Origin of the sequence: Nocardiopsis changdeensis (genome assembly GCF_018316655.1) — a bacterium.
GTDB classification, from domain to species: Bacteria; Actinomycetota; Actinomycetes; order Streptosporangiales; family Streptosporangiaceae; genus Nocardiopsis; species Nocardiopsis changdeensis.
Genome location: NZ_CP074133.1, coordinates 3809306 through 3834952, shown reverse-complemented (window position 1 = coordinate 3834952; position 25647 = coordinate 3809306). Strand labels below are relative to the sequence as shown.

The following is a 25647-nucleotide window of genomic DNA, read 5'->3' as shown; positions in this document are numbered from 1 at the left end:
CTGAGGTGCCGACTCCGCCGGTGGCTAACCCGGAGCCCCCTCCGCCTCCGGCGCCGCCGATGCCGGAGTACCCGCCGGACCCGCCCGACGTCGACGGATAGGAGACCTCCGTGTCCATCAGTCAAGTCCTGGTGCAGTACAACGGGCACCCGAACAGTATGCCCGAGGACGACCCGGGAGAGATCCTGGTCCGCGGCGGGTGGGGTGCGGCCCCTGAGGTGGTCGCGGCCGGTGTCGCGGCGGTGCTCCGCGGCGAGGGGATGCAGACGCGCACCCGCACGACATCGACGGTGTACTCGTCCGAGCCCGCTCCGGGCGGCGGCACACAGCACGTGGCGACGACCACTGTGGTGACGTCCCCGTGGACCCTCCCCGACCCCGAGTAGGAGGTCCCGTGCGCCGCTTGCGCTCGATCCTTGACGCCATCTCCCTCGCCCCTTTCGAGGCCATGCTCGGCGTCGTCGGCGTCATCAGCGGAACCACGACCTTCCTCGGCGTCGCACCACCGTCCATCGCGGAGATCCTGCCCGCACCCATGGTCCTGGCCTGGGCGGTGTCGCTCCTGGTGGGATCCCCGCTCATCCTCGTCGGCTTGGCCACCCAGCAGCTCCGCGTGGAGCAGGCCGGGCTGGTGCTGCTGGCCGCGACCACCCTCATCTACGGTGCCGCGATCGTCGCTGTCCAGCCCGCAACTGCGACGACCGCCGCCGCCACCTATGTGCTGTACGCCGCCGCGTGCCTGCTTCGTATCCGGGTGCTGACCCGGGCGTTGCGGGCGCGCGAGGTGCCTAGATCGGAGACCGAATGATGGGCTTGGACGGGGTGGTGATCGGCGGGGCCGGCGCGAGCCTGCTGGGTGCCGTGGCGTGGGCGATCAGCTTGCTGTTCCGGGCTGCGCAGACCCGGTCCGATGCGGGTACGGCGACGGTGACGGATGCCGCTGCTGCGAACGCCGCCCTGGTCTCCTCCCTCAATGGCTTGCAGCAGGAGAACGAGCGGTTGCGCGCTCGGGTCAGTTCGCTGGAGGACGAGCTGAGCCAACGGGATGAGCGTATCGACGCCTTGGAGGCCCGTATCCGGGAGATGGAGTCGCGTTTGCACGATGAGCAGACGCGTCTACGCCGGATGGCTGATGAGTTGGCGGAGCTACGCCAACGCTAGCCCGATTTCTCCACATTCATGCCCCTTTGTGGGGCTTTTTTCATGCCCAGGAGGGCGCATGCCAGAACCCGACAAGCTCCAGTGGCGCAGTGACTTCGGCTGGTCCAAGTCCAGCCCTGCTGGGAAGGCCTACCCCAAACGGGGCCTGGTCGTCCACTACGACTCCTCGGATCAGAACCTCGCGAACAAGCCGCACAGCGCGTGTGAGGCGTACTGGAAGCGCACCCGAGGCTTCCACACCGGACCCTCTCGCGGATGGGCGGACATCGGCTATTCCTGGGGATGTTGTAGTCACGGATACGTGATGGAGGGGCGCGGGCTTTTCCGCACCCAGGCTGCCCAGCCCGGCGGCAACAGCACGTACTACTCCGTGACGCTGATGACCGGGCCTCGCGACGAGGTCACCCCGGCGCAGATCAACGCCGTGAGGCAGCTCCGCGAGTGGCTCATGGAGCCCACCTCGTCGATCTCCGGCACCGTGAAGGGGCACCGCGACTTCATCGCCACCTCCTGCCCCGGAGACAAGGCGTACCGGATGGTCCGCGACGGCACCTTCACCAAGCCCGCCGTGTGGGGTGACGACACCCCGGACGTTCCGGAGCCGACCGAGCCCGCCCCGAACCCGGCGCCCAAGCCCAAGCCGCCCGCGACCAGGGCGCCGGGCTTCCCGCTGCCCAAGGGGTACTACTTCGGGCCCCGATCCGGGCCTGCGCACTCGGTGTCGGGCTACTACTCGCACCGCGAGGACCTGCGCGCGTGGCAGCGGCGGATGCGCGACCGCGGGTGGGTGATCTCGGTGGACGGCCTGTACGGCAAGCAGACCGAAGGCGTCGCCCGCGCTTTCCAGGCGGAGAAGCGGCTGCTGGTGGACGGCAAGATCGGCGCCGACACCTGGAAGGCGGCGTGGGAGGCCCCGGTCACGTGAGCACCTCCGGCTGGTCCTGGTACTAACCCACCCCTGAGAGAAGGATTCGATGTCCCGTCCCATTTTCGGCCGCGAGCCCGTGGTCATCATCAACGCCGTACAGGCCGTCCTGCTGGTCGCGCTCGCGGCGGGCGCCCCGTACCTGGACGCGGTGTCGGTGCCGCTGATCGTCGCCGCGCTGGGTGCGGTGCTCGGCGCGGTGCAGGCCGTGGTTGTGCGCCCGGTCGCGCCGGCGGCGTTCACCGCGGTCGTGACCACGCTGGCGCCGGTCCTGACCCACTACGGTGTCGGCCTGTCGGATGAGCTGGTGGTCGCGGTGAACGGCGCGATCGTGGCGGTGCTGGCGCTGGCGACGCGGCAACAGGTGTCGCCGAAGGATCTCGAACTCGCGGCTTGACCGCACGCGTGAGCGCCCCTCCCTTCGCGGGAGGGGCGCTTTCCTTGTGCCCGGGGTCAGCTCTCCTTCTTCGACCCCGGGCCGCCTTTGCGTGGCCTCACGGGGATGTGCGCCTGAACGTCCCCAGTGCGCTTCAGTCGTTCCCGGTGGGTGCGGCACAGCCCGTTCGCGGCATGGGGGCGTCCGCAGCCGGGGACCTCGCAGAAGCGTTTCTTGCGACCCTGCGCGGCTGCCAGCGCCTCCTTGGTCCACGACTGCACAGACTGTGGCCTCAGGGGTTCCTTGAGGGCCTGGCGGGCCTCCTCGCGCGCTGCGTCCGGGTCGCGTGCCGCCTCGAACCGGGCCCACGCCGGAGATCCGACCCGCTCAAGACCCTTGGTGGACAGGGTGGCGTGCAGCCTGGCGGACACGAGCCGGGTGGCACGCCCGAGCCCGTGCCGCTCCCGGTACTGGTCGGCGGACATGCCGTGCTCGCGGACGTGACGGCCGAGAAACTGTCGTTCGGCACCGCATTCGTGGCAGATGAGGCCACCGTCGGCTCCGGTGGTGAGCTGCCCGTGGACACCGTGCCCATCGGGGTCGCCGTACTGGAGGGTCATGGGTGCATGAAAGCAGAAACCCCTCCCGGAGGAGGGGTTTGCCACGGGTGTTACAGCATGCCCCGGTCTTCCGGGCGAGACAATATGGCAGGTCCGGTGCGACACGGTTCGCACACCTGGTCGTCGGGCAGCTTCTCCAGTAGCCAGGACGCCTTTTTCCGCTTGCCGCATCGTGTGTAGCCGGGCGCACCGATCAGATGCCAGTTGTCACCGGCGTCCATGCTGGTGGCGTAGGTGGCGATCTCTCCGGTGCGGGGGACAGCGATCAGGTGCGTCTTGTCGGGCGCTACCTCCACGAGCGCTCCGGCGCCCTCCAGGTCGGTGGCCATGCGGGACACCTGGACACGCCAGCGCGTGGCGGCCGGTAGATCATCTGCGGGGTACCGCCCTGCCGGGGCCACCCGAACCGCGCCTCTGGGGCCGCCGGGTGCGGGCTGCATGCTGGCATCGGGGTAGTCCTCGGCGAGCGCTGTGCGCACAATGGCCAGTGCTTCTCCGGTGTCTTTCTCGGGCACCATGGGCCTCCTTCAGGTGGTCGACGACATCCCTGCGTGGCGGGGAGCAGGAGGTGCTAGACGCGCGCGACGGTGGCGTACAGGGCGTTGTCCGCGATGTCCCACGCGCCCACGCGGGTCCAGCCGTGCGCTTCGAGGGTGGCGTCCGCGGCGTCCTGGATGTCCTCCATGTCGGCGTCGGTACGGGCGGTGGTCTCGACGGGGTCCAGGACCAGGGTGTCGGTCATGTTGCCGTTCTCGTCGGCGGTTCCGACGGCGACGTCGGTGTAGTCTCCGGCGACAACATCGGAGGCGGTTCCGACGGCGGCGATGTAGGTGGTCATGGTGTTCTCCAGGGGGGTGATCTGGGCGATGGGGGTGCGGCTGTTGCCGCGGGTGAGGATGATCGGCTGTCCGGTCCTCTGGACTTCGAGGGCCAGGTCTCCGAGGATTTTCCGGGCCTGCTCGATGCCGTAGTGCTTGCTGCTCATGAGTAAGACCTTAAGGTCCTTAAGGTCTCTTGTCAAGGGGATCTTAAGAACCCTCCTCGCCATCATCGCCGCCAGTGCCCGCCCTGTCCGGAGAACGCGAAACCCCCGCCGCTGGCATGCGACGGGGGCCGGGTCCGGCCATGCTTCCCCACCGGACCCTCCCCGGATTCCCAGCCCGGGGCCCTCCCCGCGCTTTGATCACCTCAGCGGTGTAGGGACGCGGGAGCTTGGTGGGGCGACGGGTGACCGCCGCCCCGTGCCCACATCTGGTGGGCGTGCCGATCCCCTCGAGACGGTTTCGGCGTCTAATCCGGTAGGTCAGCTACCGAAGTCGTAGTCCTCACCCCGGCGGCGGCCGTCCTCACCCAGCAGCGGAACTCCAGCGGCTCGGGCGGCGGCGATGCGCTCGCCCTGGAGGCGGACCGCTTCCTTCTCTTCCTTGGTGAGGTCGTCCGGGATGGGGTCCTCGGACGGGTCGGTGTGGCGTCGGTGCGGACTCATGGGTGTGCCTCCCTGGGGAACGGCGCCCCGTACCGGGGACCGGGGTTGCGGAGTCGGGCTTCGAGTGCCGTGGCGGTCGGCTCCATCAGCGTCGGGGTGATGCCATCGGTGAGCGCGGTGCCCATCCACCAGTCGGCGGTACGCCACACCCGGTAGGTCTGGCCGTACTCCTCCTGGAGGCGTGCCAGCTCGGCGTCATCACGGGTGTGGTCCTCCAGACGCGCGAGAAGATGCGCAGCGGTGGGTGCGGACAGCGTCACCGTGCCCCGCCGCGCCACCCACGCCGCAGGACGGTCGGCGCGGGGAGCACGGCTGATCTCCCAGTCGGGGTACGCGCCGGCGACCACAGCGAGCGGACCCGTGTACCTGTACTCGTCGACCGTCATGCCTCACCCCTCTCAGTGGGCACGACGGTAAGCCGGAAACCCCGCACGGTTTCGCAGCCCAGAAAAGGTAAAAGACCCGCAGAATCCTGCGGGTCCCAACGGAAGCAGGCGGACGCTACGCGACCCCGGCGCGCTGCGCCAACGGCCGCAGCTCCGGAGTCGACCTGCGGTGCTCCCGCCGCAACAGCTCCGTGATGACCGCACCCGTCGACGGGTCGTGGCGCACCAGCTCAGCGGCGATCCGCTCCGCCTCCAACAGGGTGTTCACTGCCGCGGCATCCTGCCGGGTCTGGGTGTAGGCGCGCGCGAGGTCCAGGTGCACCTGTGCCCGTCGACCCACCAGCCCGGAAGGGAGGCTGGCGACGTCCAGGTCCTCGCCGGCCGCCACGGCGGCGCGCGCGTCCCCGACCTTCACGTTCGTGCTGATGGTGTGGATGGCGACGTTCGTCGGCCCGAACGCCGTCCCGTGCAGATTCAGGTCCGTGCCGAGCCGGTCCGCTGCCCGCTGCGCCTGCCGCAGGAACCGCGGCACCGCCGCACGGTCGTACTCCGCCGCCGCCGCGGTCGCCGCCGCCAAGTGCAGACCCCCGTACACCGACAGCTCCTCCGGGGTGCCCGGGTGCATCCGCCGCTCCAGGGCGTGCGCCGCACCCATAGCGAGCTCCGCCGCCACATCCGGGTTGCCGCGGCTGATGAACACATAGGACAGCCGGTACGCGCCGACCGCAGCGAGCAGCGTCTCGTCCGCCCACTCCGCGGCGGCCATCGCCCGGTCCGCCGCCTGCCACGCCAGATCCGTGGCACCCACCCGCCGCAGCACCGCAGCAGCGGTGTTGTAGACCATCGCCCGCGCCGAGCACACCGCCGGCCGGTCCGCACCCCGGGACCTCGCCGCCGCCTCCACGTCCCGGATCAGCCGGGGGAGCCTCCGCCCCGCCTCGCCGTACCGGGTGGCCTGGTAGGCGGCGTAGGTGCGGTGCGCCTCAGAGCGCAGCCGGGCCACGTCCACCGGGTCCTCGCGGCCGGTCTCCGCGACGATCACCTCCAGGGACGTGTACCGCATCATGGCGCGTTCGATGTCGGCAGCGGGCGTGTAGCGCACGGGGGCGGCCTCGGGTTCGGATCCGGTGAGCTCGGACAGGGGGAGCCGTAGGACGTCGGCGAGCCGCGACAGTACCTCGTGGGAGTCCACGGCGAGCTTGCCGCGCTCGACCTGGGACAGCCATGACTCGGAGCGTCCCACGAGGCCGGCGAGGACGGTTTGGGAGTAGCCGCGCCGGCGGCGGTGGGAGCGGATGATCTGGCCCCTGGTGGCTGCGTCCACGCCGGGCCTCCTGTCTAGAGAGTACGGGTGACCTGGAGTAGGTGTTCCCAGGTGGGGAGGCGGGATTCGTAGGGGGCGTGGTGGTCGTAGACGAGGGTGACGGCGGGGATGGACCGGAGGGTCGCCAGGGAGCGCTGGAACGCGGGGTGGGAGGCGAGTTGGGGTTTGCAGTGGGGGACGACGATGGTGGGGACGTCGTAGCCGACCATTTCGCAGAGGAGCCCGAGGGCGAAGTTGTCGGAGTGTCCGTCGGCGAACTTGTTCGTGGAGTTGAACGTGAGCGGGCAGGCGAGTACGAGGTCGGCTTTGGGGGAGCCTTCGCCTTGTCCGGGCATCCGGTATTCGGTGCGGACGGGCGCTCCGGTGAGCTGCTCCAGTTCGGCGGTGTCGTGGAAACGGACGCCCATGGGGGTGGACATGCACACCACTTGCCAGCCGTCGCTTTGGAGCGTCCTGGCGAGCTCGGGGGTGCCTTCGGGGGCGGGGGCGCCGGAGACGACGAGGTAGAGGGTTTTCGCCATGTGGGCAGTGTAGGGGTGGGGGTGTGGGGGGTAGGGTGTTTCGCGAAACGGGTCCCGCCGCTGCGTAGGCGGGGCCCGTTTTTGTTGGGCGCGCATGGGTGTGGGCCCCGCCGTGCGGCAGGGCCCAAGGGGTCAGCGGGTGTCCGGGGTGGTGCTCCGCGCCCGAGGGGACCGAAAAAGAAGGGATGACCTGCCCTGCCCCCGCCTTCGCGGGGGCTTTCCTGTCCTCCCGCTGCACGTGCACACGGGGTAGAATGGGCCCACAACCACATAAAGCGAGCCCGCGCGGTGTTACCAGCACCGACACGGGCTCTGACCACCGATCCTGAGTCAGCAGGAAGGGCGGCTAGGCATGAAGCTTAGTCACATCATAGTCGGTGACCCGAATCGAGGGCATGCCTCTCGGGTCACAACGTCGTACCTCCCCAAGGGAGGTACGCGATGAAGGTGCACCGCACCAAGCACACCGCGAACTTCACGATCGCCCCCAACGCGATCCTTCGCGAAGAGCGCATGTCCGAGATGGCGCGCTTGATCCTCCTCCGCCTCCTCTCCAACACGGACGACTACGAAGGCGCGACCGCACTCAAGATGTGGGAAGACGCCCGAGCCATCCGAGGCGACGCAGCCCCCGGCAAGCGCGCGTTCCTCAACGCCTTCAACGAGATGGAGGAGTTCGGGTACCTCGTGCGCACCAAGGTCCGAGAGGGCAGCAAGTGGGTCACGCACGTGGACGTCTACGACACCCCGCAGAACCTCCCCGAGGAGACCTCGGATGAGCCCTCGGGAGACGACTCTCTCGGACTGCCCGGTTTCGGGAAGTCCGAGCGCGAGAAGCCCGAGCCCGGGAAGTCCGAAAGCGGGCAGTCTTCTAAAAGGACCATGGAGAAGGATGCATCTAGAAGGACCATCTCTTCTTCTTCGGTGAGCGGTCACGTTGAGCGTGAGCCCGCTCCCGTCGCTGAGAAGAAGACGAAGACTCCTGAGAGCATCGTCATCGAACGACTGGGCTGCACCGACGACGAAGCTCGCATGGTCGTGGACTACATCGAGCAGCAAGGCGACGGCAGGGGCGGGCGCATCCGGTCGCTCGTGTGGTGGGTGACCAACCGGGAAGAGCGATTGTTGCTCGGAGACCTCGCGCATGTGCGCCGCCACTCCGCTCCGCCGACCGTGACGGTGTGCGGCGACCACCAGCAGGACATGCCCCCGCACGGGTGCGCCCTGTGCGCGGGGGAGATCAAGGCCGGGGACCCTGAGGACATCGCTCGTCTGCGGTCGCACCTCGCGGCGGCGGGGGAGAAGGCACGCCCGGACCTTGCGCGGCTCCTGGGAGCGCCCGAGAGGCCCGCACAGCGCGCGTACAGCGATGACCCAGGCGCCTACTACCGGCGGATCAACAAGGGCGCCTACAAGCCGTACAGGAACCCCGAGAACCAGGACGTGTACGACGAGCCCCTGTTGGCGTCCCCGCGCCCGCAGGACGTCACCGGGGCGCTCGCTCCCGTCGTGACCGCTGAGCAGATCCGCAACGGCACCGACGACTTCCGGCTGTAACCCCGTAGGCCGCCCGGCGCACGTCGGGCGGCCCCACGCCTACCCAGCTATGAACGAGGCCGCAAGGCCCGCCAAGCCGAGAACCGTTCCGCTGACAAAGCCAATCAAGAACTGCCGCGTTGCGCGCTTCTCCGCCTTCGCCGTTGCCTTCTTCGCCTCCTCGTTCTCCTCCCTCAGATGAACGAGATCCGATCGCGTCTGCCGGGACTCCTCCCTCAGAGCCTTCAGCTCCGCGTGGAGCACGATGTTAGTTACAGCCTCCTCCCGTTCCTCTGGGGGCAGAGCTTCAGCCGCGACCAGGTCATCCTCAACGGCTTTCTCAAGCTCACCGTAAGTCCGCCCGTTGAGGGCCCCCCACGTCATTCGTCGCGCGAAATCGTCAACACCTGAGGCCTGCCTGAAGGCCGCCTTGAGATCATCGGTGACCTGTAGGCCAGGGTGGTTGTGTACGAAGTTGTTGACGATCTTCCGAACGGGTTCAGTCAGCTTCTCGGCGAACTCGGGGTTGCTCATGCCGCCCATGATCCCGCGCTCCGCGTCCGGTCGGGCTTACCCCGACCCCAAGCCCGTGGCCGGTTCCGGACACGCAGAAGGCCCCGCCGAAGCGGGGCCCACGCTCACGTCCTCCCGCCGGGAAGGATGTCGGAGCCAGTCTACGTCACCCACCGCCGGTACCGCCGCCACACCCACCCGCCCTGCACGTACAGGACCACCAACGCGCACACCAGACCGGCACCGGCAGCGACAGGGTGCGGGCCGGCCAACTGGACGGCGCACGTGATCGCGGACCACAGGATCAGGGCGAGGAACACCAAGCGGCGGATGAGGTAGATGGCCGCCCAGTAACGGCGGGACAGCGGGGAGCGGGAACGACGGGGGACGAACTCGGTAGGGGCAGACACAGGGGGCTCCAGGAGGTAGAAGGCCACCCCGCCGCCCGCCCGAAGACAGGCGACAGAGAAGCCCGCTACCGGGACTTGCGCTCCTCCAGCACCAGGTGCAGCAGCACACCCGCCGCACCCAGCACCACCACCGGCAGGATGCTAACGAACACCACCACCCAGTCCGGCGCCGCGTGGTGCCCCTGCGCCTCCAGCAGGTGGTAGACCGCCTGCCCAAACGCACCCAAACCGAGCGCGGCCCCCGCAGACACCCCGGCGAACCACCGGCCACGCCCGTGGACCAGTCCGCCGACCGCGACCCACAGGGCCGCCGCCGCATACGCCTCGATACCGATCGGCAGGGTAATCGCGAGGTCCACGACCAGTCCGTCGCCGATCCCGGGCAACAGGTTGACCGGCCCGAACCCGACCATCCTCCCCAGTCCGACCCAGCCGCCCCAGACCGCTGTGAACGCGGACAGGCTGATGGCGAGGGTCGCGGCGATCAGTCCGTAGGGCTGCCGGTCCGATCCGCCGGTCTGCGGTCCGGTCTGGCCAGCGGTGGTCTGCTCGCTGTCTCCTGTGGTCTGGTCCGTCCGGTCCGGCGTCGGCGCGGTCTGGTGGACCGGGGGAGCGTCGGCCTGGACCCGGGCTACGGGGGCGGTCTGCTGAGGCTGGACCGGGGCCGCCTCTTCGGACTGGGGGGTGGGCCGGACGGCGCCGGTCTGGTCGGTGACCTGCCCGGACTGGCGGACCGGACCAGACCCGGACTGGCCCTCAGGGGCCGCAGCCCGGCCGCTACCGGACTGGGAGGACCGGTCCGGAGAGGGCTGCCCGGTCCGGACCGTGGGGGACTGGACCGGCGCCTCAGTAGACCGGGAAGACCGGACCGGCCGGACCGGGTCCGCGGACTCCTCAGGCCGGACCGGGACACCGTCCCCGACCGGACCGGACTGCGGACCGCCATCCTGATCCGTCTCGGACCGGACCGACTCCTCCAGACCATCCACCGGACCCGGACCGGGGTAGTCGGACCGCCCCCACCCGGACCGGTCCTCCCGCTGCTCCTTGTACAGGCCCAGCAACCGGGTGGACCGGGAAGCGCCCCACCCGAACTCGGACATGAGCTGATTGCGGCCCGGTAGCTCACCCAGCCGGTACTCGAACTCGCGGATCTCCGCCAGCGCCACGTCGTCGGACGGCGGGGTCGTCGTAGGTGCCATGATGGAACTGCCCTTCTGGGGTAAGTGGCCCGCCCGTGGGGTTCGATTCCGGGGCGGGTCACGCTGTTTTCTGACTGTCTTCCGCGGCCCGTGACGCCCGTGACGTCACGCCCCGCACACCCCCTCCCGGGGGCCCTGGAGGGCGCCTATCCCCCTCCCCGTGACGGTGGTGTCACGGTGTCACCGCAGGTCAGGGCCGTCACGGCCACTGTCACGCGGTGACGGTGTCACGGCCGTGACACCCCCGCCGTCACGCCGGTGTCACGCTCATCGCCGCCTCGATATCGCGCCGGTACCAGCCCCGCGCGTCCCTCCCATCGACCTTCAGCGAGTGGACCGGGCACACCCCCGCGGCCGTCATCCGCGACCGCAGCAACGCCTCGTCCCCGCCCGTCAGCCGGGCGGCGAGCTGGTCGCGGGTGGCCCGGTCTGCCCCCAGGTCCGCCATGACCCGCAGCGCACCGACGAGGATGTCGTCCTCGACGATGACGGCGTCCTCGATCCCGTCGTCCCCCACGCCCAGTGCGGGCCCGGCAGGCGCCGGCGCGGGGGAGGGGCCGGTGCCGAACAGGTCCCAGTCCGCCGTCGCCCGACTGGACGTGGTGGCTGCGGCGGGCGCGGGCTCGTCCTCGACGATCTCGGCGTCCTCCGTGAACAGCTGCCGCATCCGCTCGTACCGGGTGGCGTAGTCCTCGCCCGCCGCCTGCGCGGACGCCTCATCCAGATCCGGGCGCACCGCCGCGATCCGCAACGCCATCTGCTCCATGTCATCCGGCAGAATGTTCCACCCCTGGTAGCGGGTCGGCAGGTCACCGTCCACACCGATCCACCCGGCGCCCTTCGCGGTCAGGTGCTCAGGGCGCAGCTTGAGCTCCCACGCCGACTCGAAAACGGCGGCGATCTCCTTCTGCTGGCGGACCTTCATGCAGATGCCCACCCCGGTCTGGGTGGACATCGCCGCGGGCACCAGGTCGCCAGTACCGCGCAGGACGGACAGGACGAGGTTCACGGCTTCGTTGCGGGCGATGCGCTGGATCTGCTCCAGCGTCTCCGCGAGCTCCACCACCTGGCCCTTCCCGGCGGCGGCCATCGCTTCGGCGCCCTCATCGAGGATGATCACGATCTCCGGCAGGTCCGCGCCGACCGGGAGCAGGTTGGTGTTGTGCTCCTTCTTGCGCTTGCGGTACGCGATCTTGCGGTGCTTCGCGATCCGCACCGCGGCCTTCACCATGCGGATGGCTTCATCCAGGTTCGGGGCGGCCCAGTCCACCGGGCAGCGCTGCACACGCCCGTCCAGCCACACGTCCACCCACGGCTGCGTCATCCCGCCCCCGTTGAGGTCGATGTGCCACACCAGCGCGTCCCGGCACATCCCAACGGTCGCGGTGATGCCCCACAGCAGGGTGGTTTTCCCGGCGCCCTTCTTGCCGACGATGAGCCAGGATTCCTCGCGCATGGGGCCTTCGGTGGTGTCGCCGTTGGGGTGGGCGCCGATCGGCACCCCGTCGAGGATGCTGCGCTGCTCCTCCCACAGCGGGTGCCCTTCGTCCAGGGCGGTGAGGACGCGGGTGGGGACGCGCATGATGACGGTGCGCTGCCCCTCGCCGGCGGGTTCGATGACCTCGATGCTGCACCCGTGGGGGAGGTTGGCGTCCGCGGCGAGCCCGGGGGCGAGGTGGCGGAGCTGGTCGACGGTGGCGCCCGCCTTGGGCAGGCACACGCGCACGTCCTCGCCCATCCGGTTGTCCCACTTGGTGACGGCCTCCACGACGGTGCCGCGGAAAGGCTGTCCGCCCCGTTCAACGATCCGGGTCTGCCACTCGGCGTTCTCCTTGGCGACGGACCCGAGCACGATGCCACCGCTGCTGCGCTCCTTCGCGGGGGCCTTCGCGCGGCGCTTCAACCACGGCCCCAGGCTGGCGCCGAGCACCGACCCGGATACCAGCGACCCGATGCCCAGCACCGTCCACGGGTCCCCGGCCAGCGCCCACGCCATCCAACCCCCGGCGCCAGCCCACCGCGCCAGAGCGGCGGTGACCCGCTCCGGGGGCGCCATGCCGCCGGTCACGATAGAGGAGAGCGCCCCGACGGCTCCCACGCCGACACCGACGAGCGGGTGCAACCCCAGCGCGTCGGCTCCGGCGGCGGTCGCGGCCAGCCCGATAGCGGCCGTCGTGGCGTTGCCGAGGACGTTGTCGGTGGCGAGTGACCAGGTGGCCATCGGGGGCCTCCTCTCAGACGTTGGGGCGGGTCAGATGTTCCACTTGGACTCGTCGCCGCGCGGCGACTCCCGGCGGGCGAGGTCGTCCTCGTGGGCGCGGCGCATCAGCGGTTCGATCTCCTCCGCGATCTGCCGGGTCTGAGCGATCGCCGTCGCGAACTCCCGGAGCTTGTCGTTGATCGCGGAGTTGATGGGGAAGCGGGCGCCCTCCAGGCGGTCCGCGTAGGCCTTCACCGCCATGGCGACCTGAGTGGGCACGTCCACCCACTGCCGGGAGTCAGGGACGATCTGGTAGGCGTCGGCGGGCTCGTAGCGGGACATGGCGGCGGCCATGTCGGCGGCGATGCTGGCGGCGGGCAGAGCCATGGTGGTTCCTCCTGTGTGCGTGCTGGTGCTGAATCCGGGGACGTCGCCAGCGGCGACTCGCTCATTCCACGTGCGCGGGTCGACGTTGGCGTCGTAGTCGCCGGTGGTGTAGCCGGGGTGGTCAGGGCCCAGGCCCCGACGGTCCACATATCCGGGACGGGTATCCCGCGGGTCTGCGTAGTACGACCCGGGGTGTCCGGGGACCTCGGCCCCGAGGGTGTAACCGTCGCGGGCGTACTGCCCAGCCGGGGTCTCCTTCGTACTCCGGGGGCGGGTGGGCTTCTTGCGGGGGGCGAACAGGGCGGCGATGAACGCGAGGATCGACGCGCCGATCCGGGTACTGCCCTTCTTGCGTGCTGCCGCGGCGGCTGCCCGGCGGCGGGCCTTGAACGAGGACTGCCCGGACGCGGCGTTCCACGCTCCGGACGCTCGGCGTCCGGTCTTGTCGTCGGCCCAGTCGCGGGCGCGCGCCGCACTCCGGCCGATCCGGCCCCTGAGGCCGGGCTTGTGGGTGGTGGGGTGTGCGCCGCCCCACCGGGACTTGGACACAGATCCTCCAGTCGTGCGGCCTCCGGTGCCGCTGGTCGGGGGGTTCTTGCGCTTCGCGGTAGTGGTGTCGCCGGCGCTGCGGCGGAACAGGCCGCCACGGGGCGAGACAGAGCGAGGAGTGCTGCCACGGGAGCCGCTGCCGGGAGAGCCCGGACGGGACGGCCTGCGGAGAGAACCGCCGCGTGGCGACGAACCCCGGGAGGAGCCCCCCGCCGGGCCGACGCCAGAACGTCGGCCGACGCCCGCAGTGCCCACGCCGCCGGATCGGGACGATGACACCTTGCCTGCGGTGCGCCCGGAGCCCAGCCCCGGCATGCGCCCACCCAGCCCGCCCATGCGGGCGGTCCCGGTGGACCCGCGGGTGACGGTGGTCTTCTCCGTCCGCATCCCCTTGGTGCCGCCCTTCTTCTTGCGGCGCCGGTGCGCGATGTACGCCGCGCCCCCGGCGGTCGCGGCCACAGGAGCAGCCAACCACCCGGCAGGGCCGACCACACTGGCGAGCGCAGCGGACCCCAGCACGGTCGCGCCGAGACCACCAACGGCGATCTGGCCGATCGGCAGGCCCGTGGCCTTCGGGGACTTCTCGGCAGGAGCCTTGGGCTCCTCCGCGGCCGGGGCGGGAGCAGGCGACGCCGTCTCAGTGTCCTGCGTGGGCTCAGTCATCCCACTCCGTCCTCTCGATGTACTCGTCGGTCTGATCGACGGTGTCGTCCGGGCCGTCCAGCTCGCCCAGAGCCGCCGCATAGGACAGGGCCTGGCTCATCGCGCACACCCCAGCCAGGCAGCCGGTCGCGTGCAGCACGAACCAGGCGGTGTCGCGCTGAGACCATGCAGCCCACCCAGCGGCGACGATGTAGGTGAACAGGACGAGAGTGCGCATGGAGGCCCCCTGCGGTTGGCGTGATGTCGCCGTCAGTGTCATGCTGGGAACCTCCTCTCGTCTTGCAGATGCGGGGAATCGCGGCCCGCCCGGGTTCTTGGTGGAATAGGGCGGGTCGCTTCTCATATCCGCCTGAAACGGGCGAGCACCTCGGTGATCGCGTTCGGGATGCCGGCCTTGTCGGCGGGGTAGACGTACTGGACCGTCCCGGCAGGGTCCGCTTCGTCGAACGCCCGCACCGTCCACTGGCCGGGGTCGGGCTCCCACAGGGCCTGTCCGCGCAACTGGCGGCGGCCGACGATGGCAGTCCACAGCACGGCGCGCGTGTACGGGCCGACCGGGCTGTTCGGGTGCACCGTCACGCCCGGGTGGGCGTCCGCGATCGCGCGGAGCTCACTGCCGAGGGCGGACTGCTTGTACTTGGTGGCCACAAGGCTCTCCTTCTCGGGGGTGGACCGTTTGGTCCCCTTGCCGCCTCAGGACGGGAGGCGGCGCGGGCACCACACGGGCGCGTCAGGAGGAACGGCGAGCCCGGTCGGCCTCGGCGGCGGCGCGGTCGTTCAGCGTCACCGGGACGCGGCGGGCCAGCAGACGGGACACGACCCAGAAGAAACCCGCCAGCGCAGCGAAGCCGGCGACGGGGAGGGCGTGGGGGTGCGCGAGAGCGAACTCCATCGCGCGGGAAACGGCGTCAAGGACGCTCGGGGGTATGGTGGGGGTCATGCTCTGCTCCTGGTCTAGCAGGGGTTCGGGCTAGGCCCTGTCCGGCGTTGCAGTCGCCGCGATAGGGCCGCTACCAGGAGCGAAAGTCGGGGGTTAAGCCTTGATCCCGTCCTGGATGAAGAACACGGGCATGTTGTTGCCGACCAGGTCGTAGTTGCCCTCTTCGGTGTAGAACTTCACCGCGAACCCGCGCACGTCGCGCACCGTGTCGGCCGAGCCGCGCGACCCGGCGACGGTGGAGAAGCGCACGAACACCGGTGTGACCACGTCCGGCCCGCTCAGGAAGTGGGCGGCGGTCACGTCCGACAGGCCCTCGTAGGGGCGGAAGTGCCCGTAGGCGCCCGCGCCGCGGGCGTGCACGACCCGTTCGGGGATGCGCTCGTGGTCGAAGTGGGTGATCTTCTCCCGGGCGTGGAAGTCCTCCAGCAGCGTCGGCCCGCGCGTTCCGGCGGAGAGCGAGTTGTCGGTGTCCTCCACCCGTACGCCGGTGTCGGTGGTCAGCGGACCCTCGGAATCGGTGCGGGCGGCGTCCAGCGCCCGGTCCTTGGCGTCGCGCGTCTCGTCGTTCATCTGTACCCCCTGCTCACAGCCGTGGCCTCCGGCTCCGTCCGGGTGCCACTGACCGGTTCGGGCCCCGGGCAAACGCGTGACACGCCCGTGCGCCCGGACGGGCTCCCGGCGGCCCGGGCGGCCGCCCGGACCATGTGTGAAGGCGGGGGAACCGGGCAGTGGCACGCGGGAAGAGGAGAGGGGGGATCGGTGATGACCGAGAAACGTCCGCCGGCGCAGAGCCAGCCCTATCCGGGGCGCACCGAGCCGATGGATCCCCGGCCGCGCGACGAGATGCGCGACTACCGGGGCAGCGGGCTCCTGGAGGGGAAGCGGGCCCTGATCACCGGAGCCGACTCGGGCATCGGCCGGGCCACCGCGGTGGCCTTCGCCAAGGAGGGGGCCGACGTGGTGTTCGGCTACCTCAGCGAGGACGCCGAGGCACAGCACACGGTGGGCCTGGTGCAGGAGCAGGGGCGGCGCGCCGTGGGGGTGCGCGGCGACCTCGCCGACGAGTCGTACTGCTCCCACCTGGTGGAGCGGGCGGTGGAGGAGCTCGGCGGGATCGACGTCCTGGTCGAGCACGCCGCCACCCAGGCGCCGGTGGAGGACATCACCGACCTGACCACCGAGCAGCTGCGCCGGACGTTCGACGTCAACGTCATGGGGGTGTTCTGGACGGTGCGGGAGGCCGTGCCGCACATCCCCGAGGGCGGGTCGATCATCATCACCGGGTCGATCAACGGGCTGCGCGGCAACGACACGCTCATCGACTACGCGGCGAGCAAGTCCGCGGTGATGAACCTGTCGCTGTCGCTCTCCCAGGCCCTCATGGACCGCGGTATCCGGGTGAACTGTGTGGCACCCGGGCCGGTGTGGACGCCGCTCATCCCCGCCACCCTCGGGGAGAAGGGGGCCGAGGGCTTCGGGGAGCAGGCGCCGATGGGCAGGGCGGCCGATCCGGACGAGATCGCGCCCTCCTACGTGTTCTTCGCCAGTGGGCGGCTGTCGTCGTACTACACGGGGGAGACGCTGGCGCCGACCGGCGGCGAGATCCAGGCCGGCTGACCGCGCGCGGGGGGCGGGGCGGACCCGGTTCGCCCCGCCCCCTCGTGTCCGGCGGTGCCCCGCGACGCCGGGCGGTGTGCCCGGCCGGCGCGGTCAGCCGCTGCCGGGGAAGAACTCCCGGGCCTTGGCGGCCAGGCCCCGGACCGCCACGCCGCGCCGGTCGGGGTCGCCCGACAGCAGGGCCTTGACGGTGTCCACGAGCTGCTCGCGGTCCACCTGGGGCGGGATGGGCGGCATGTCCGCGTCGCAGCGGACGTCGATCAGGGCCGGCCGGTCGGCGGCCAGGGCCCGGTCCCAGGCCGGGCCGACGCCGTCGGGGCCGTCCACGGTGATGCCGACCAGCCCGGCCTGCTCGGCGAAGGCCGCGTACGACAGCTCCGGCAGGTCCTGGGAGAACGGGGTCTTGGGCGATCCGCCCATGGCGCGCAGCTCCCAGGTGACCTGGTTGAGGTCGTTGTTGTGCAGGACGCACACCACCAGCCGGGGGTCGTCCCACAGCTCGTGGTAGCGGCGCGCGGTGAGCATCTCCATGAGCCCGTTCATCTGCATGGCGCCGTCGCCGACCAGGGCGATCGCGGGCCGGTCGGGGTGGGCGAACTTGGCCCCGATGGCGTAGGGGACGGCGCACCCCATGGTCGCCAGCGTGCCCGAGAGGGAGCCGCGCATCTCCGCGCGCATCTTGAGCAGGCGCGCGTACCAGTTGGTGACGGACCCGGAGTCGGCGGTGATCACCGCGTCGTCGGGCGCGCGCAGGGAGAGCTCGTGCACGATCAGCATCGGGTTGACGGGGTCGGCGGGGATGCGGGCCTGGGCGTCCAGGACGTCCCACCAGCGTGCGACGCCCTCCTCGATGGAGGTGCGCCAGCGGCGGCGCGGCCCGGTGAGCTCGTCGGGGCGGTCCAGGCGCTCCAGGAGCGCGCGCAGGGTGGCCTTGGCGTCGCCCACCAGGTTGACCTCGGTGGGGTAGCGCATGCCGATGGCGCCGGGGTCGGTGTCGATCTGCACGGCCCGGCGGCCGAACGGCGGCAGGAACTGGGTGTAGGGCATGTTGGAGCCGACGATGACCAGGGTGTCGCAGTCGCGCATCAGCTCCCAGGAGGGGCGGGTGCCCAGCAGGCCGATGCTGCCGGTGACCTCGGGCAGGTCGTCGGGGAGCACGTCCTTGCCCAGGAGCGCCTTGGCGATGCCGGCGCCGGTGGCGTCGGCCAGGTCCAGGACCTCCTGGCCGGCTCCCCGCGCGCCCTGGCCGATGAGGATCGCGATGCGCTCCCCGGCGTCGATGACCTGCGCGGCCCGGTCCAGCGCGTGGACGGGGGGCAGGGTCCGGGGGTGCTCGTGGAGGCGGTCGGGCGCGCTGGAGGGCACGTGCTTGAACGCGTGCTCGGGCGGCGTGTAGTCCAGTTCCTGGACGTCGCCGGGGATGATCAGGACGGTGGGCGCGGAGCGGCCCAGGGCGGTGCGCACGGCCCGGTCCAGGACGTTGGGCAGCTGTTCGGGGACGGTGACGGTGGCCTGGTAGGCGGCGACGTCCTTGAACAGGGAGTGCAGGTCCACCTCCTGCTGGTAGGAGCCGCCCAGGGCGGTGCGGTCGGCCTGGCCGACGATGGCGACGACCGGGACCCGGTCCAGCTTGGCGTCGTAGAGGCCGTTGAGCAGGTGGATGGCGCCGGGGCCGCCGGTGGCCAGGCACACGCCGGGCCCGTCGCCGAACTTGGCGTATCCGACGGCTTCGAAGGCCGACATCTCCTCGTGGCGGCTCTGGACGAAGCGGGGCCCCTCCGGCAGGCGGCCCATCTGGGCGACCAGGCCGTTGATCCCGTCACCGGGGTAGCCGAAGATCTTGGTGACGCCCCACTGCGACAGCCGGCGCAGCAGGTGGTCGGCGACGTTCTGCGTCATGTCTCCCCCTGGGGTGCGGGGGCCGCGGTCGGTGCGCGGCCCCGCGGGTCGGTGCCGGTCAGCCGCGGGCGCGCTTGGTGCGGGTGCCGCTCTCCTTGCGCAGGGCGTCGACCAGTTCGGCCTTGGTCATCTTGGAGCGCCCCTGGACGCCCAGGCGGCGGGCCTGTTCGTACAGGTGGTCCTTGCTCGCGTTGGCGTCCACGCCCCCGGCGGTGCCCTCGGACCCCTTGCGGTTCTTCGCGCCGGGGTCGGAGGCGCGGGAGTCGGAGGCCCCCTTGCCGTCCTTGGCCTCCCAGTGGTCGCCGACCTTCTCGAAGGAGTGCTTGACGGCGGCCATGGCCACCCGGTGGGCGCGTTCGCCCTCGCCGTACTGGTCCACGGCCGAGTCGTGGGCCTTGATCCAGGTGCGCTGGGCCTTCTTGGAGGACCTGCGCAGCGTGTCGGGCAGTTCCCGGGTCCCGGGCATGGGACCCACCTCCCTCGTGTGCGTGTCGTGGTGCGGGTGTCGTGCGCGGGCGCGGTGTTCAGGGACGGAAGACGACCTTGACGGCCCCGTCCCGCTTGGCCTGGAACATGGCGTAGGCGTCGGCCGCGTCGTCCAGGGCGACGCGGTGGGTGGCGAAGTCCTCCACCCCCAGGACGTCCCTGTCGTCGAGCAGGGGGAGGATGTCGGGCGCCCAGCGGCGCACGTTGGCCTGCCCCATGCGGAGCTGGATCTGCTTGTCGAACATGGTGAGCATCGGCAGCGGGTCGGCGGTGCCGCCGTAGACCCCGATGACGGAGACGGTGCCGCCCCGGCGGACCAGTTCGATGGCGGTCTGGAGGGCCGCGAGCCGGTCCACGCCGGCGGTCTCCATCAGCTTGGCCGCGGCGCCCTTGGGCAGGAACGAGGTGAGCCGCTGGGCCAGGCGGGCCGAGCCGTGGCCCTGCGCCTCCAGGCCGACGGCGTCGATGACGGCGTCGGGCCCCTGGCCGCGCGTCCGTTCGCGGATCTCGCCGATGAGGCCGTCGGTGCCGTCGGAGGGGTCGAACACCTCGGCGCCGCGGGCGGCGGCGCGGGCGCGCCGCTCCGGCACCGGGTCCACTCCGAAGACCCGGCCCGCGCCCAGGTGGCGGGCCACCCGGCAGCACATGTCGCCGATGGGCCCCAGCCCCAGGACGGCCACGGAGCCGTCCGGCGGGACGTCGGCGTAGCGGACGGCCTGCCAGGCGGTGGGCAGCACGTCGGACAGGTACAGGTACCGCTCGTCGGGGCCCTGGGCCGGGACGGGGATGGCGTTGGCCTCGGCCCGGGGCACGCGCAGGTGCTCGGCCTGGGCGCCCGGGACCGATCCGTACAGGGAGCTGTAGCCGTAGATGGGGGCGCCGGTGCCCTGGCCGTCGTCGCGGGTGGTCTCGCACTGGGTCTGGAGGCCGCTCTCGCACATGGCGCAGTGGCCGCAGGAGATCTGGAAGGGGATCACCACGCGGTCTCCGGGCGCCAGCGAGGTCACCCCCGGGCCGGTCTCCTCGACGGTCCCCAGGGCCTCGTGCCCCAGGATGTCGCCCTCGTGCATGAAGGGTCCCAGGACCTCGTACAGGTGCAGGTCGGAGCCGCACAGCCCGGAGCTGCCGACCCGCAGGATCACGTCCGCGGGCTCCTCGATCCGCGGATCGGGCACCGTCTCGGCGCGCACGTCGCGGGTGCCGTTCCAGACGACAGCCTTCATGCCCCCTCCTCGTGGCCGCAGGCGCTTCGTTCCGTCGTGGGCGGGCCACTACCCGGGCGCCCCGGGGGGAAACACCGGGACACCGGAGGGAACACCGAGGCGCCCGGGGCCGGGCGGGGCGCCCGGGGCCGGGCGGGGCGGCCGGGGGCGTGTGCGGCGGAGCGCGGCGGGAGGGGGGCGGCGCCCTCCCCGGCGGGGGTGCGGGGAGGGCGCCGGGTCCGGTCAGGCGGTGTGCTCGCGCAGGTACTCGGCGAACTTCTCCAGGCCGTCGATGTTGCGCGGCCCGGAGATGCCCTCGTTGTAGTCCAGGACGAAGAAGTTCTCCTCCGCGACGGCCGGGACGTCGGACAGCGCGGGCAGCTCCTTCAGGAACGCGATCTTGTCCTCGGCGGGCTGGTCGCCGTAGTCCAGGATGATGACCACCTCGGGCCGCGCCTCCACGACGGCCTCCCAGCCGACCTGGGTCCAGCGCTCGTCCAGGTCGCCGAAGACGTTCTCCCCGCCCGCGAAGCGGATGATGTCGTTGGGCGGCACCTGGGACCCGGCGGTGAACGCCTGGTCGGTGCCCGAGTCGTAGAGGAACACCGGCACCGGGTCGCCCTGGGGCGCCTGCTCCTGGACCGCCTCGACCCGGGCCCGGTAGTCGGCGACCAGCTCCGCCGCCCGGTCCTCCACGCCGAAGATGGCCCCGAGCCGCTCCAGGTCGGTGTACAGCCCCTCGAACGGGGTGACCCGCTCGGGGAAGCCGGGGTAGTTGAAGCACGACTCGGTGTGCATGAAGCTCTGGATGCCGAGCCCGTCCAGGATCTCCGGGGTGATCCCGCGCTGGTCGCTGAACCCGGAGTTCCACCCGGCGACCACGAAGTCGGCCTCGGCGTCCACGACCAGCTCGCGGTTGAGCAGGTCGTCGCTGAGGAACTCGACCCGCGCGTACTCGTCGGCCCAGGGTGACTCGGTGACCGGGGGGTTGGCCGGGGGCATCACGTAGCCGTGCACGTGGTCGGTCAGGCCCAGGGCGAACATCTTGTCGGCGCTGCCGCCCTCGTAGGCCACGGCGCGCTGCGGGACGGTGTACTCGACCTCCTCGCCGCAGCGGTTCACGGTGGCGGTCTCGGGTGCCGCGCCCGCCTGCGCGGGGTCCTCTTCGACCCGGGCGCCGCAGCCGGTGGCGGCCAGGGCCGCCAGGGCCAGGGACACGGCGGCCAGCGGCCGCAGGGGGAGGGGAGGGTGGTTCACGGGGTGCCTTCCTGATGGGTGAGCCGGTAGAGGAGCTGGGGCGCGCCGGTCAGCGGGTGGGGGACCACGGTCGCCTCCACGCCGAACACCTCGCGCACCAGGTCGGGGGTGAGCACCTCGGCGGGGGCCCCGGCGGCCACCAGCCGTCCCCCGCTCAGGACGCCGATCCGGTCGCAGGCCGCCGCGGCCAGGTTGAGGTCGTGCAGGACGACCAGGGTGGTGGCGCCGACCTCGCGCAGCAGCGACAGGAGGTGGATCTGGTGGCGCACGTCCAGGTGGTTGGTGGGCTCGTCGAGCACGAGCACCCGGGGCTCCTGCACCAGGGCGCGGGCCATCAGGACGCGCTGGCGCTCGCCGCCGGACAGGGTCAGCACGCCCCGGTGGGCGAGGTGGGCGATGTCCATGGCGTCCATGGCGTTCGCGCACAGCTCCCGTTCGCGGGCGGTGAGCGGCCCGTTGCCGTTCTGGTGCGGGACCCGGCCCAGGGCCACGACCTCGGAGACGGTGAAGTCGAGGTCGCTGCCGTTCTCCTGGGTCAGGGCGGCGACCCGGCGGGCGCCCTCGCGGGGCTTGAGCGAGGCCAGGTCGTCGCCGCCGACGCGGACGGTGCCGCCGGTGGGGCGCAGCGCCCTGTAGACGCAGCGCAGCGCGGTGGACTTGCCCGAGCCGTTGGGGCCGACCAGGCCGACCACGGAGCCGTCGGGGACGTCCAGGGACAGGGAGTGCACGAGGGTGGCGCCGTCGATGGCGACGGTGAGGCCGTCCAGGCTCAACCGCATCAGCGGCCTCCGAACAGGTAGCCGCGGCGGCGCATGAGGACGAGGAACACCGGGACGCCGATGAGGGCGGTGAGCACGCCCAGCGGGAGCTCGCGGGGCGCGGCGACGGTGCGCGAGACGAGGTCCACCCAGACCATGAGGACCGCCCCCGCCAGCGGGGCGACGGTGAGGACGCGCCGGTGGGCGGCGCCGACGAGGATGCGCACGACGTGCGGGACCACCAGGCCCACGAACCCGATGGCGCCGCTGACGGCGACCATCGCCCCGGTCATCAGGGCGGTGACCAGGAACAGGACGCGGCGCAGCCGGTCGGTGTCCACGCCCAGGCTGGCGGCGGTCTCGTCGCCCAGGGCGGTGGCGTCCAGGCGGCGGGCCAGGGAGTGCAGGACGGCCAGTCCGGCCAGGACCAGGACGGCGACCACGGGCAGGGAGCCCCAGGTGGCGGCGCCGAACCCGCCCATGGTCCAGAACAGGACGGTGGAGGTGGCCTCGTTGCCGGGGACGAGGTAGACGATGACGCTCATGACGGCCTGGAACCCGAAGGAGAGGGCGACGCCGGTCAGGACCAGGCGCAGCGGGGTGATCCCGGCCGCGGTGCGGGCGATGAGGTGCACCAGCAGGGTGGCGGCCAGCGCTCCGGCGAACGCCCCGGCCGAGACGGCGTAGGGGCCCAGCGCGGCCAGGGCGCCGAGCACGCCGACGGTGACCGCGCCGACGGAGGCGCCGGAGGAGACGCCGAGGATGTAGGGGTCGGCGAGGGGGTTGCGGACCAGGGCCTGGACGGCGACGCCGACGGCGCCCAGGCCGGCGCCGACGAGGGCGGCCAGCAGGACGCGCGGGGTGCGGATGTTCCAGATGATCTGGTAGCGGGTGACCTCGTCGGGGGTGATGGTGCCGCCCGTGAGGGCGGCCCACAGGTAGCGGGCGGTCTCGGCGGGCGGGACGAGGGCGGTGCCCAGGCCGATGGCGGGCAGGGTGGACGCGGCCAGGAGCAGGGCCAGGACGGCGGCGGCGGTGGCGGTGCCGGCGGGGGTGGTGAGCCAGCGCGGGCCGGAGGGGTGTGCGGGTGCCGTGGGCGGCGGTGCGGTCAGCGGGGGTGCTGGGGTCGGGGACACCCGTGCTCCTGGAGGGTCGGGGCGCGGTCGCGCCACGTTGTGGAAATGACAACGGTTGTCATAGTAGAGGGCGTACGTCCCCGGTGGGAGGGGGACGCGGGAACACGGTCCGGTGGGCGCCCCCGCCGCGAGGAGGAGGAGCGGACGGGGGCGCCCGGACCGCGGGGCGGCGGAGGCTACCAGCTGGACTTGGTCACGCCGGGCAGTTCGCCGCGGTGGGCCATCTCGCGGAAGCGGATGCGGGAGAGGCCGAACCTGCGCAGGTGGCCGCGGGGGCGGCCGTCGACGGAGTCGCGGTTGCGCACGCGGGTGGCGCTGGCGTCGCGCGGCTGGCGGCGCAGTTCGGCCGCGGCGGCGGCGCGGGTGTCCTCGTCGGTGTGCGGGCTCTTGATGAGGCGCTTGAGTTCGGCGCGGCGCTCGGCGTAGCGGGCGACGACGGCCCTGCGCTGCTCGTTGCGGGCGATCTTGCTCTTCTTGGCCATCAGACCTTCTCCCCCCGGGCGCGGATGTCGGCGACCACGCGCTCGATGCCCCGGGCGTCGATGACCTTCATGCCCTTGGTGCTCACCCTGAGCTTGACGAACCGCTGCTCGCTGGGAAGCCAGTACCGCTTGGTCTGGATGTTGGGGTCGAAGCGGCGTTTGGTGCGCCGGTGGGAGTGGGAGATCGTGTGGCCGAAGGCGGGCGCTTTGCCGGTGACCTGGCAGATACGGGACATGGTGGACTCCTTCGGGGTCAGCGGGCGGACTGCGGCCCGGGGTAGGGGAGCAGGGCCATCTCGCGGGCGTTCTTGACCGCGGCGGCGATGAGCCGCTGCTGGCGGGCGGTGACCCGGGTGACGCGGCGGCTGCGGATCTTGCCCTTCTCGGAGATGAACCGGCGCAGCAGGTCGACGTCCTTGTAGTCGACGTAGTCCAGTTCGCCCAGCGGGTTGGCGAACTTGCGGGGTGCCCTCTTCTTGTCGGGGCGGCGGTCGGCCACGGGGTGTCCTCTCAGTTCTCGGCGGCGGCGAACGGGTCGTCGGCGAAGGCGGTCTCGTCGTCGGTGGTCAGGCAGGAGTCGAGCAGGGCGGTGAGCCGGCCGGCGTCCAGGTCCACGCCGGTGAACGCCAGGTGCTGGCCCCGGTCGCCCACCGCCGGGTCCCAGTCCAGGAGGGCGGCGGTGCGCCGGGCCTCGGGCACCATCTCCAGGGCGGCCTCGGGCAGTGCCGCCAGCCAGGGGCCCGCGGCGGCCACGGTGGCCAGGTCGCGGTGGGAGTCCCACACCAGGACGGTGTCGGGGCGGCTGCCCAGCCACAGGCGGCCGCGGCCGCGCAGGGTCATCGACACCAGGTCGTCCATGGCCTCGTGCAGGCGGGCGGGGTGCAGCGGGCGGCGCCGCGACCACACCACGGTGCTCACCCGCCCGGTGGTGCGGCCGCAGTGGTGGGCGCCCAGCGGGTCGCAGCGGTTGTGCGCGGCGGCGGTGTCGAACCGGCCCGCGGTGAGGGCGGAGGTGTCGTCGGGGTCCAGGACGGCGGCGGCCGGGTTGAGGTGCTCGACCAGGGCGCGGGCCTCGGCCAGGTGGCGGCGGCCGTGCAGGGCGATCGCGGTGGGGTACTCGATCTGGGCGGTGAGCACCTCGCTGACGGCGCGCTCGTCGTTCTCGGCGATGTCCAGGCCGCGGTCGACGAGGTCGTCGTGGCAGGCCAGGTCGGGTAGCAGCCGGTCGGCGTCCACGGCGGTGACGACGGCGGTGAGGGTCAGCTCGGGCTGGGCGGCCACGGCCTCGGAGACCGTGCGGGGTTCGACGCCGTCCCAGGCCTCCACCACGCACAGGTCGTACTCGCCGATGGCGGCGGTGGCCAGCAGGAAGGGGACGAGGTCCTCGCGCAGGGTGCACGAGGCACAGGCGTGGACCAGGTGGACGGGGTCGCGGCCGAGCTCGCCGCGGTGGTCGCGGGTGACCCGGGTGACGGCTCCCTCGCCGATCTCCGACAGGTCGTGGTGGACCACGAGGGTGCGGGGCAGGCCCAGGGCTGCCTCGACGGCGCGCTCGCGCGCACGGCGGTGCAGGCCGGTGATCACGGCCACGCGCATGGTCGCCTCCTCTCA

32 protein-coding genes and 1 pseudogene are annotated in these 25647 nt (G+C 71.8%); 7 read left to right on the top strand and 26 right to left on the bottom strand.

What is annotated here, in order from left to right:
• Positions 1-110 precede the first annotated feature (110 nt).
• The 5 genes from KGD84_RS17485 to KGD84_RS17465 are packed head-to-tail and all read left to right on the top strand — an operon-like array spanning position 111 to position 2483.
• Complete coding sequence (locus KGD84_RS17485) at positions 111-386, top strand: hypothetical protein (RefSeq protein WP_220561494.1); 276 nt, start codon at positions 111-113, stop codon at positions 384-386.
• A gap of 17 nt (positions 387-403) precedes the next feature.
• Positions 404-808 (top strand): hypothetical protein, encoded by a 405-nt coding sequence (locus tag KGD84_RS17480; RefSeq protein WP_220561493.1) that lies wholly within the window; start codon positions 404-406, stop codon positions 806-808.
• Positions 805-1161, top strand: coding sequence for a hypothetical protein (locus tag KGD84_RS17475; RefSeq protein ID WP_220561492.1), 357 nt, complete (start codon positions 805-807; stop codon positions 1159-1161). The genes KGD84_RS17480 and KGD84_RS17475 overlap by 4 nt, the downstream gene beginning before the upstream one ends.
• Before the next feature lie 58 nt (positions 1162-1219).
• A complete protein-coding gene (locus KGD84_RS17470) occupies positions 1220-2086 on the top strand; it encodes a peptidoglycan recognition protein family protein (RefSeq protein ID WP_220561491.1) in 867 nt (288 codons plus the stop codon).
• A gap of 49 nt (positions 2087-2135) precedes the next feature.
• Positions 2136-2483 (top strand): hypothetical protein, encoded by a 348-nt coding sequence (locus KGD84_RS17465; protein ID WP_220561490.1) that lies wholly within the window; start codon positions 2136-2138, stop codon positions 2481-2483.
• Positions 2484-2539: 56 nt separating this feature from the next.
• Here KGD84_RS17465 and KGD84_RS17460 read toward each other — a convergent pair whose 3' ends face one another.
• From KGD84_RS17460 to KGD84_RS17430, 7 genes are all read right to left on the bottom strand, one after another.
• Entirely contained in the window at positions 2540-3082 is a 543-nt protein-coding gene (locus tag KGD84_RS17460) for a MucR family transcriptional regulator (RefSeq protein WP_220561489.1), read from the bottom strand.
• A gap of 50 nt (positions 3083-3132) precedes the next feature.
• Positions 3133-3600: a hypothetical protein gene (locus KGD84_RS17455; protein WP_220561488.1), complete on the bottom strand. Its 468-nt coding sequence runs from the start codon at positions 3598-3600 to the stop codon at positions 3133-3135.
• Positions 3601-3653: 53 nt separating this feature from the next.
• Positions 3654-4067 (bottom strand): hypothetical protein, encoded by a 414-nt coding sequence (locus tag KGD84_RS17450; protein ID WP_220561487.1) that lies wholly within the window; start codon positions 4065-4067, stop codon positions 3654-3656.
• 318 nt (positions 4068-4385) lie between these two features.
• Positions 4386-4568, bottom strand: a complete 183-nt coding sequence (locus KGD84_RS17445) for a hypothetical protein (protein ID WP_220561486.1) — start codon at positions 4566-4568, stop codon at positions 4386-4388.
• The gene (locus tag KGD84_RS17440; RefSeq protein WP_255646625.1) at positions 4565-4954 is read right to left on the bottom strand and encodes a hypothetical protein; all 390 of its coding nucleotides are present in this window, start codon (positions 4952-4954) and stop codon (positions 4565-4567) included. Before KGD84_RS17440 ends, KGD84_RS17445 begins: the two co-directional genes overlap by 4 nt.
• A gap of 115 nt (positions 4955-5069) precedes the next feature.
• Positions 5070-6278: a helix-turn-helix domain-containing protein gene (locus KGD84_RS17435; protein WP_220561485.1), complete on the bottom strand. Its 1209-nt coding sequence runs from the start codon at positions 6276-6278 to the stop codon at positions 5070-5072.
• A gap of 14 nt (positions 6279-6292) precedes the next feature.
• Positions 6293-6799, bottom strand: coding sequence for a flavoprotein (locus KGD84_RS17430; protein ID WP_220561484.1), 507 nt, complete (start codon positions 6797-6799; stop codon positions 6293-6295).
• Positions 6800-7240: 441 nt separating this feature from the next.
• Between KGD84_RS17430 and KGD84_RS17425 the strand changes: the two genes are divergently transcribed.
• Positions 7241-8356: a hypothetical protein gene (locus KGD84_RS17425; protein ID WP_220561483.1), complete on the top strand. Its 1116-nt coding sequence runs from the start codon at positions 7241-7243 to the stop codon at positions 8354-8356.
• A gap of 39 nt (positions 8357-8395) precedes the next feature.
• Here the strand turns inward: KGD84_RS17425 and KGD84_RS17420 are convergent, their stop codons facing one another.
• The 9 genes and pseudogenes from KGD84_RS17420 to KGD84_RS17380 all read right to left on the bottom strand — a co-directional run.
• A complete protein-coding gene (locus tag KGD84_RS17420; RefSeq protein WP_220561482.1) occupies positions 8396-8869 on the bottom strand; it encodes a hypothetical protein in 474 nt (157 codons plus the stop codon).
• Positions 8870-9009: 140 nt separating this feature from the next.
• Positions 9010-9258, bottom strand: a complete 249-nt coding sequence (locus KGD84_RS17415) for a hypothetical protein (RefSeq protein WP_220561481.1) — start codon at positions 9256-9258, stop codon at positions 9010-9012.
• 65 nt (positions 9259-9323) lie between these two features.
• A complete protein-coding gene (locus KGD84_RS33600) occupies positions 9324-10460 on the bottom strand; it encodes a hypothetical protein (RefSeq protein WP_220561480.1) in 1137 nt (378 codons plus the stop codon).
• Between the two features lie 250 nt (positions 10461-10710).
• Positions 10711-12681, bottom strand: a complete 1971-nt coding sequence (locus KGD84_RS17405) for a hypothetical protein (protein ID WP_220561479.1) — start codon at positions 12679-12681, stop codon at positions 10711-10713.
• A 30-nt stretch (positions 12682-12711) separates the two neighbouring features.
• On the bottom strand, positions 12712-13596 hold the full coding sequence (locus KGD84_RS17400) for a hypothetical protein (RefSeq protein ID WP_220561478.1): 885 nt from the start codon (positions 13594-13596) through the stop codon (positions 12712-12714).
• A 655-nt stretch (positions 13597-14251) separates the two neighbouring features.
• Positions 14252-14476 (bottom strand): hypothetical protein, encoded by a 225-nt coding sequence (locus KGD84_RS17395; RefSeq protein ID WP_220561477.1) that lies wholly within the window; start codon positions 14474-14476, stop codon positions 14252-14254.
• 122 nt (positions 14477-14598) lie between these two features.
• On the bottom strand, positions 14599-14907 hold the full coding sequence (locus KGD84_RS17390; RefSeq protein WP_220561476.1) for a hypothetical protein: 309 nt from the start codon (positions 14905-14907) through the stop codon (positions 14599-14601).
• An 82-nt stretch (positions 14908-14989) separates the two neighbouring features.
• The gene (locus KGD84_RS17385; protein ID WP_220561475.1) at positions 14990-15199 is read right to left on the bottom strand and encodes a hypothetical protein; all 210 of its coding nucleotides are present in this window, start codon (positions 15197-15199) and stop codon (positions 14990-14992) included.
• A 99-nt stretch (positions 15200-15298) separates the two neighbouring features.
• Positions 15299-15769: pseudogene (locus tag KGD84_RS17380) on the bottom strand (catalase); the annotation flags it as partial.
• A 192-nt stretch (positions 15770-15961) separates the two neighbouring features.
• Between KGD84_RS17380 and KGD84_RS17375 the strand changes: the two are divergent.
• Positions 15962-16816: an SDR family oxidoreductase gene (locus tag KGD84_RS17375; RefSeq protein WP_220561474.1), complete on the top strand. Its 855-nt coding sequence runs from the start codon at positions 15962-15964 to the stop codon at positions 16814-16816.
• A 93-nt stretch (positions 16817-16909) separates the two neighbouring features.
• On the opposite strand, the gene KGD84_RS17370 is transcribed toward KGD84_RS17375, so the two are convergent.
• The 10 genes from KGD84_RS17370 to KGD84_RS17325 all read right to left on the bottom strand — a co-directional run bounded on the left by KGD84_RS17370 (position 16910) and on the right by KGD84_RS17325 (position 25632).
• Positions 16910-18715, bottom strand: coding sequence for a thiamine pyrophosphate-requiring protein (locus KGD84_RS17370; RefSeq protein ID WP_220561473.1), 1806 nt, complete (start codon positions 18713-18715; stop codon positions 16910-16912).
• 58 nt (positions 18716-18773) lie between these two features.
• Positions 18774-19181: a ChaB family protein gene (locus KGD84_RS17365; RefSeq protein WP_220561472.1), complete on the bottom strand. Its 408-nt coding sequence runs from the start codon at positions 19179-19181 to the stop codon at positions 18774-18776.
• Between the two features lie 58 nt (positions 19182-19239).
• Positions 19240-20424 (bottom strand): alcohol dehydrogenase catalytic domain-containing protein, encoded by a 1185-nt coding sequence (locus KGD84_RS17360; RefSeq protein ID WP_220561471.1) that lies wholly within the window; start codon positions 20422-20424, stop codon positions 19240-19242.
• A gap of 222 nt (positions 20425-20646) precedes the next feature.
• Positions 20647-21660 carry an ABC transporter substrate-binding protein gene (locus KGD84_RS17355; RefSeq protein WP_220561470.1) on the bottom strand — a complete coding sequence of 338 codons (1014 nt, stop codon included), beginning with the start codon at positions 21658-21660 and terminating at the stop codon, positions 20647-20649.
• Positions 21657-22439 (bottom strand): ABC transporter ATP-binding protein, encoded by a 783-nt coding sequence (locus tag KGD84_RS17350; RefSeq protein ID WP_220561469.1) that lies wholly within the window; start codon positions 22437-22439, stop codon positions 21657-21659. The genes KGD84_RS17355 and KGD84_RS17350 overlap by 4 nt, the downstream gene beginning before the upstream one ends.
• Positions 22439-23554, bottom strand: a complete 1116-nt coding sequence (locus KGD84_RS17345) for a FecCD family ABC transporter permease (RefSeq protein ID WP_370634523.1) — start codon at positions 23552-23554, stop codon at positions 22439-22441. Before KGD84_RS17345 ends, KGD84_RS17350 begins: the two co-directional genes overlap by 1 nt.
• A gap of 176 nt (positions 23555-23730) precedes the next feature.
• Entirely contained in the window at positions 23731-24036 is a 306-nt protein-coding gene (gene rpsN, locus KGD84_RS17340) for a 30S ribosomal protein S14 (protein ID WP_220561468.1), read from the bottom strand.
• Positions 24036-24272 carry a 50S ribosomal protein L28 gene (gene rpmB / locus KGD84_RS17335; RefSeq protein WP_220561467.1) on the bottom strand — a complete coding sequence of 79 codons (237 nt, stop codon included), beginning with the start codon at positions 24270-24272 and terminating at the stop codon, positions 24036-24038. The genes rpsN and rpmB overlap by 1 nt, the downstream gene beginning before the upstream one ends.
• A gap of 17 nt (positions 24273-24289) precedes the next feature.
• Positions 24290-24535, bottom strand: a complete 246-nt coding sequence (rpsR, locus tag KGD84_RS17330) for a 30S ribosomal protein S18 (protein ID WP_220561466.1) — start codon at positions 24533-24535, stop codon at positions 24290-24292.
• A gap of 11 nt (positions 24536-24546) precedes the next feature.
• The gene (locus KGD84_RS17325; RefSeq protein ID WP_220561465.1) at positions 24547-25632 is read right to left on the bottom strand and encodes a CobW family GTP-binding protein; all 1086 of its coding nucleotides are present in this window, start codon (positions 25630-25632) and stop codon (positions 24547-24549) included.
• Between the last annotated feature and the right edge of the window lie 15 nt (positions 25633-25647).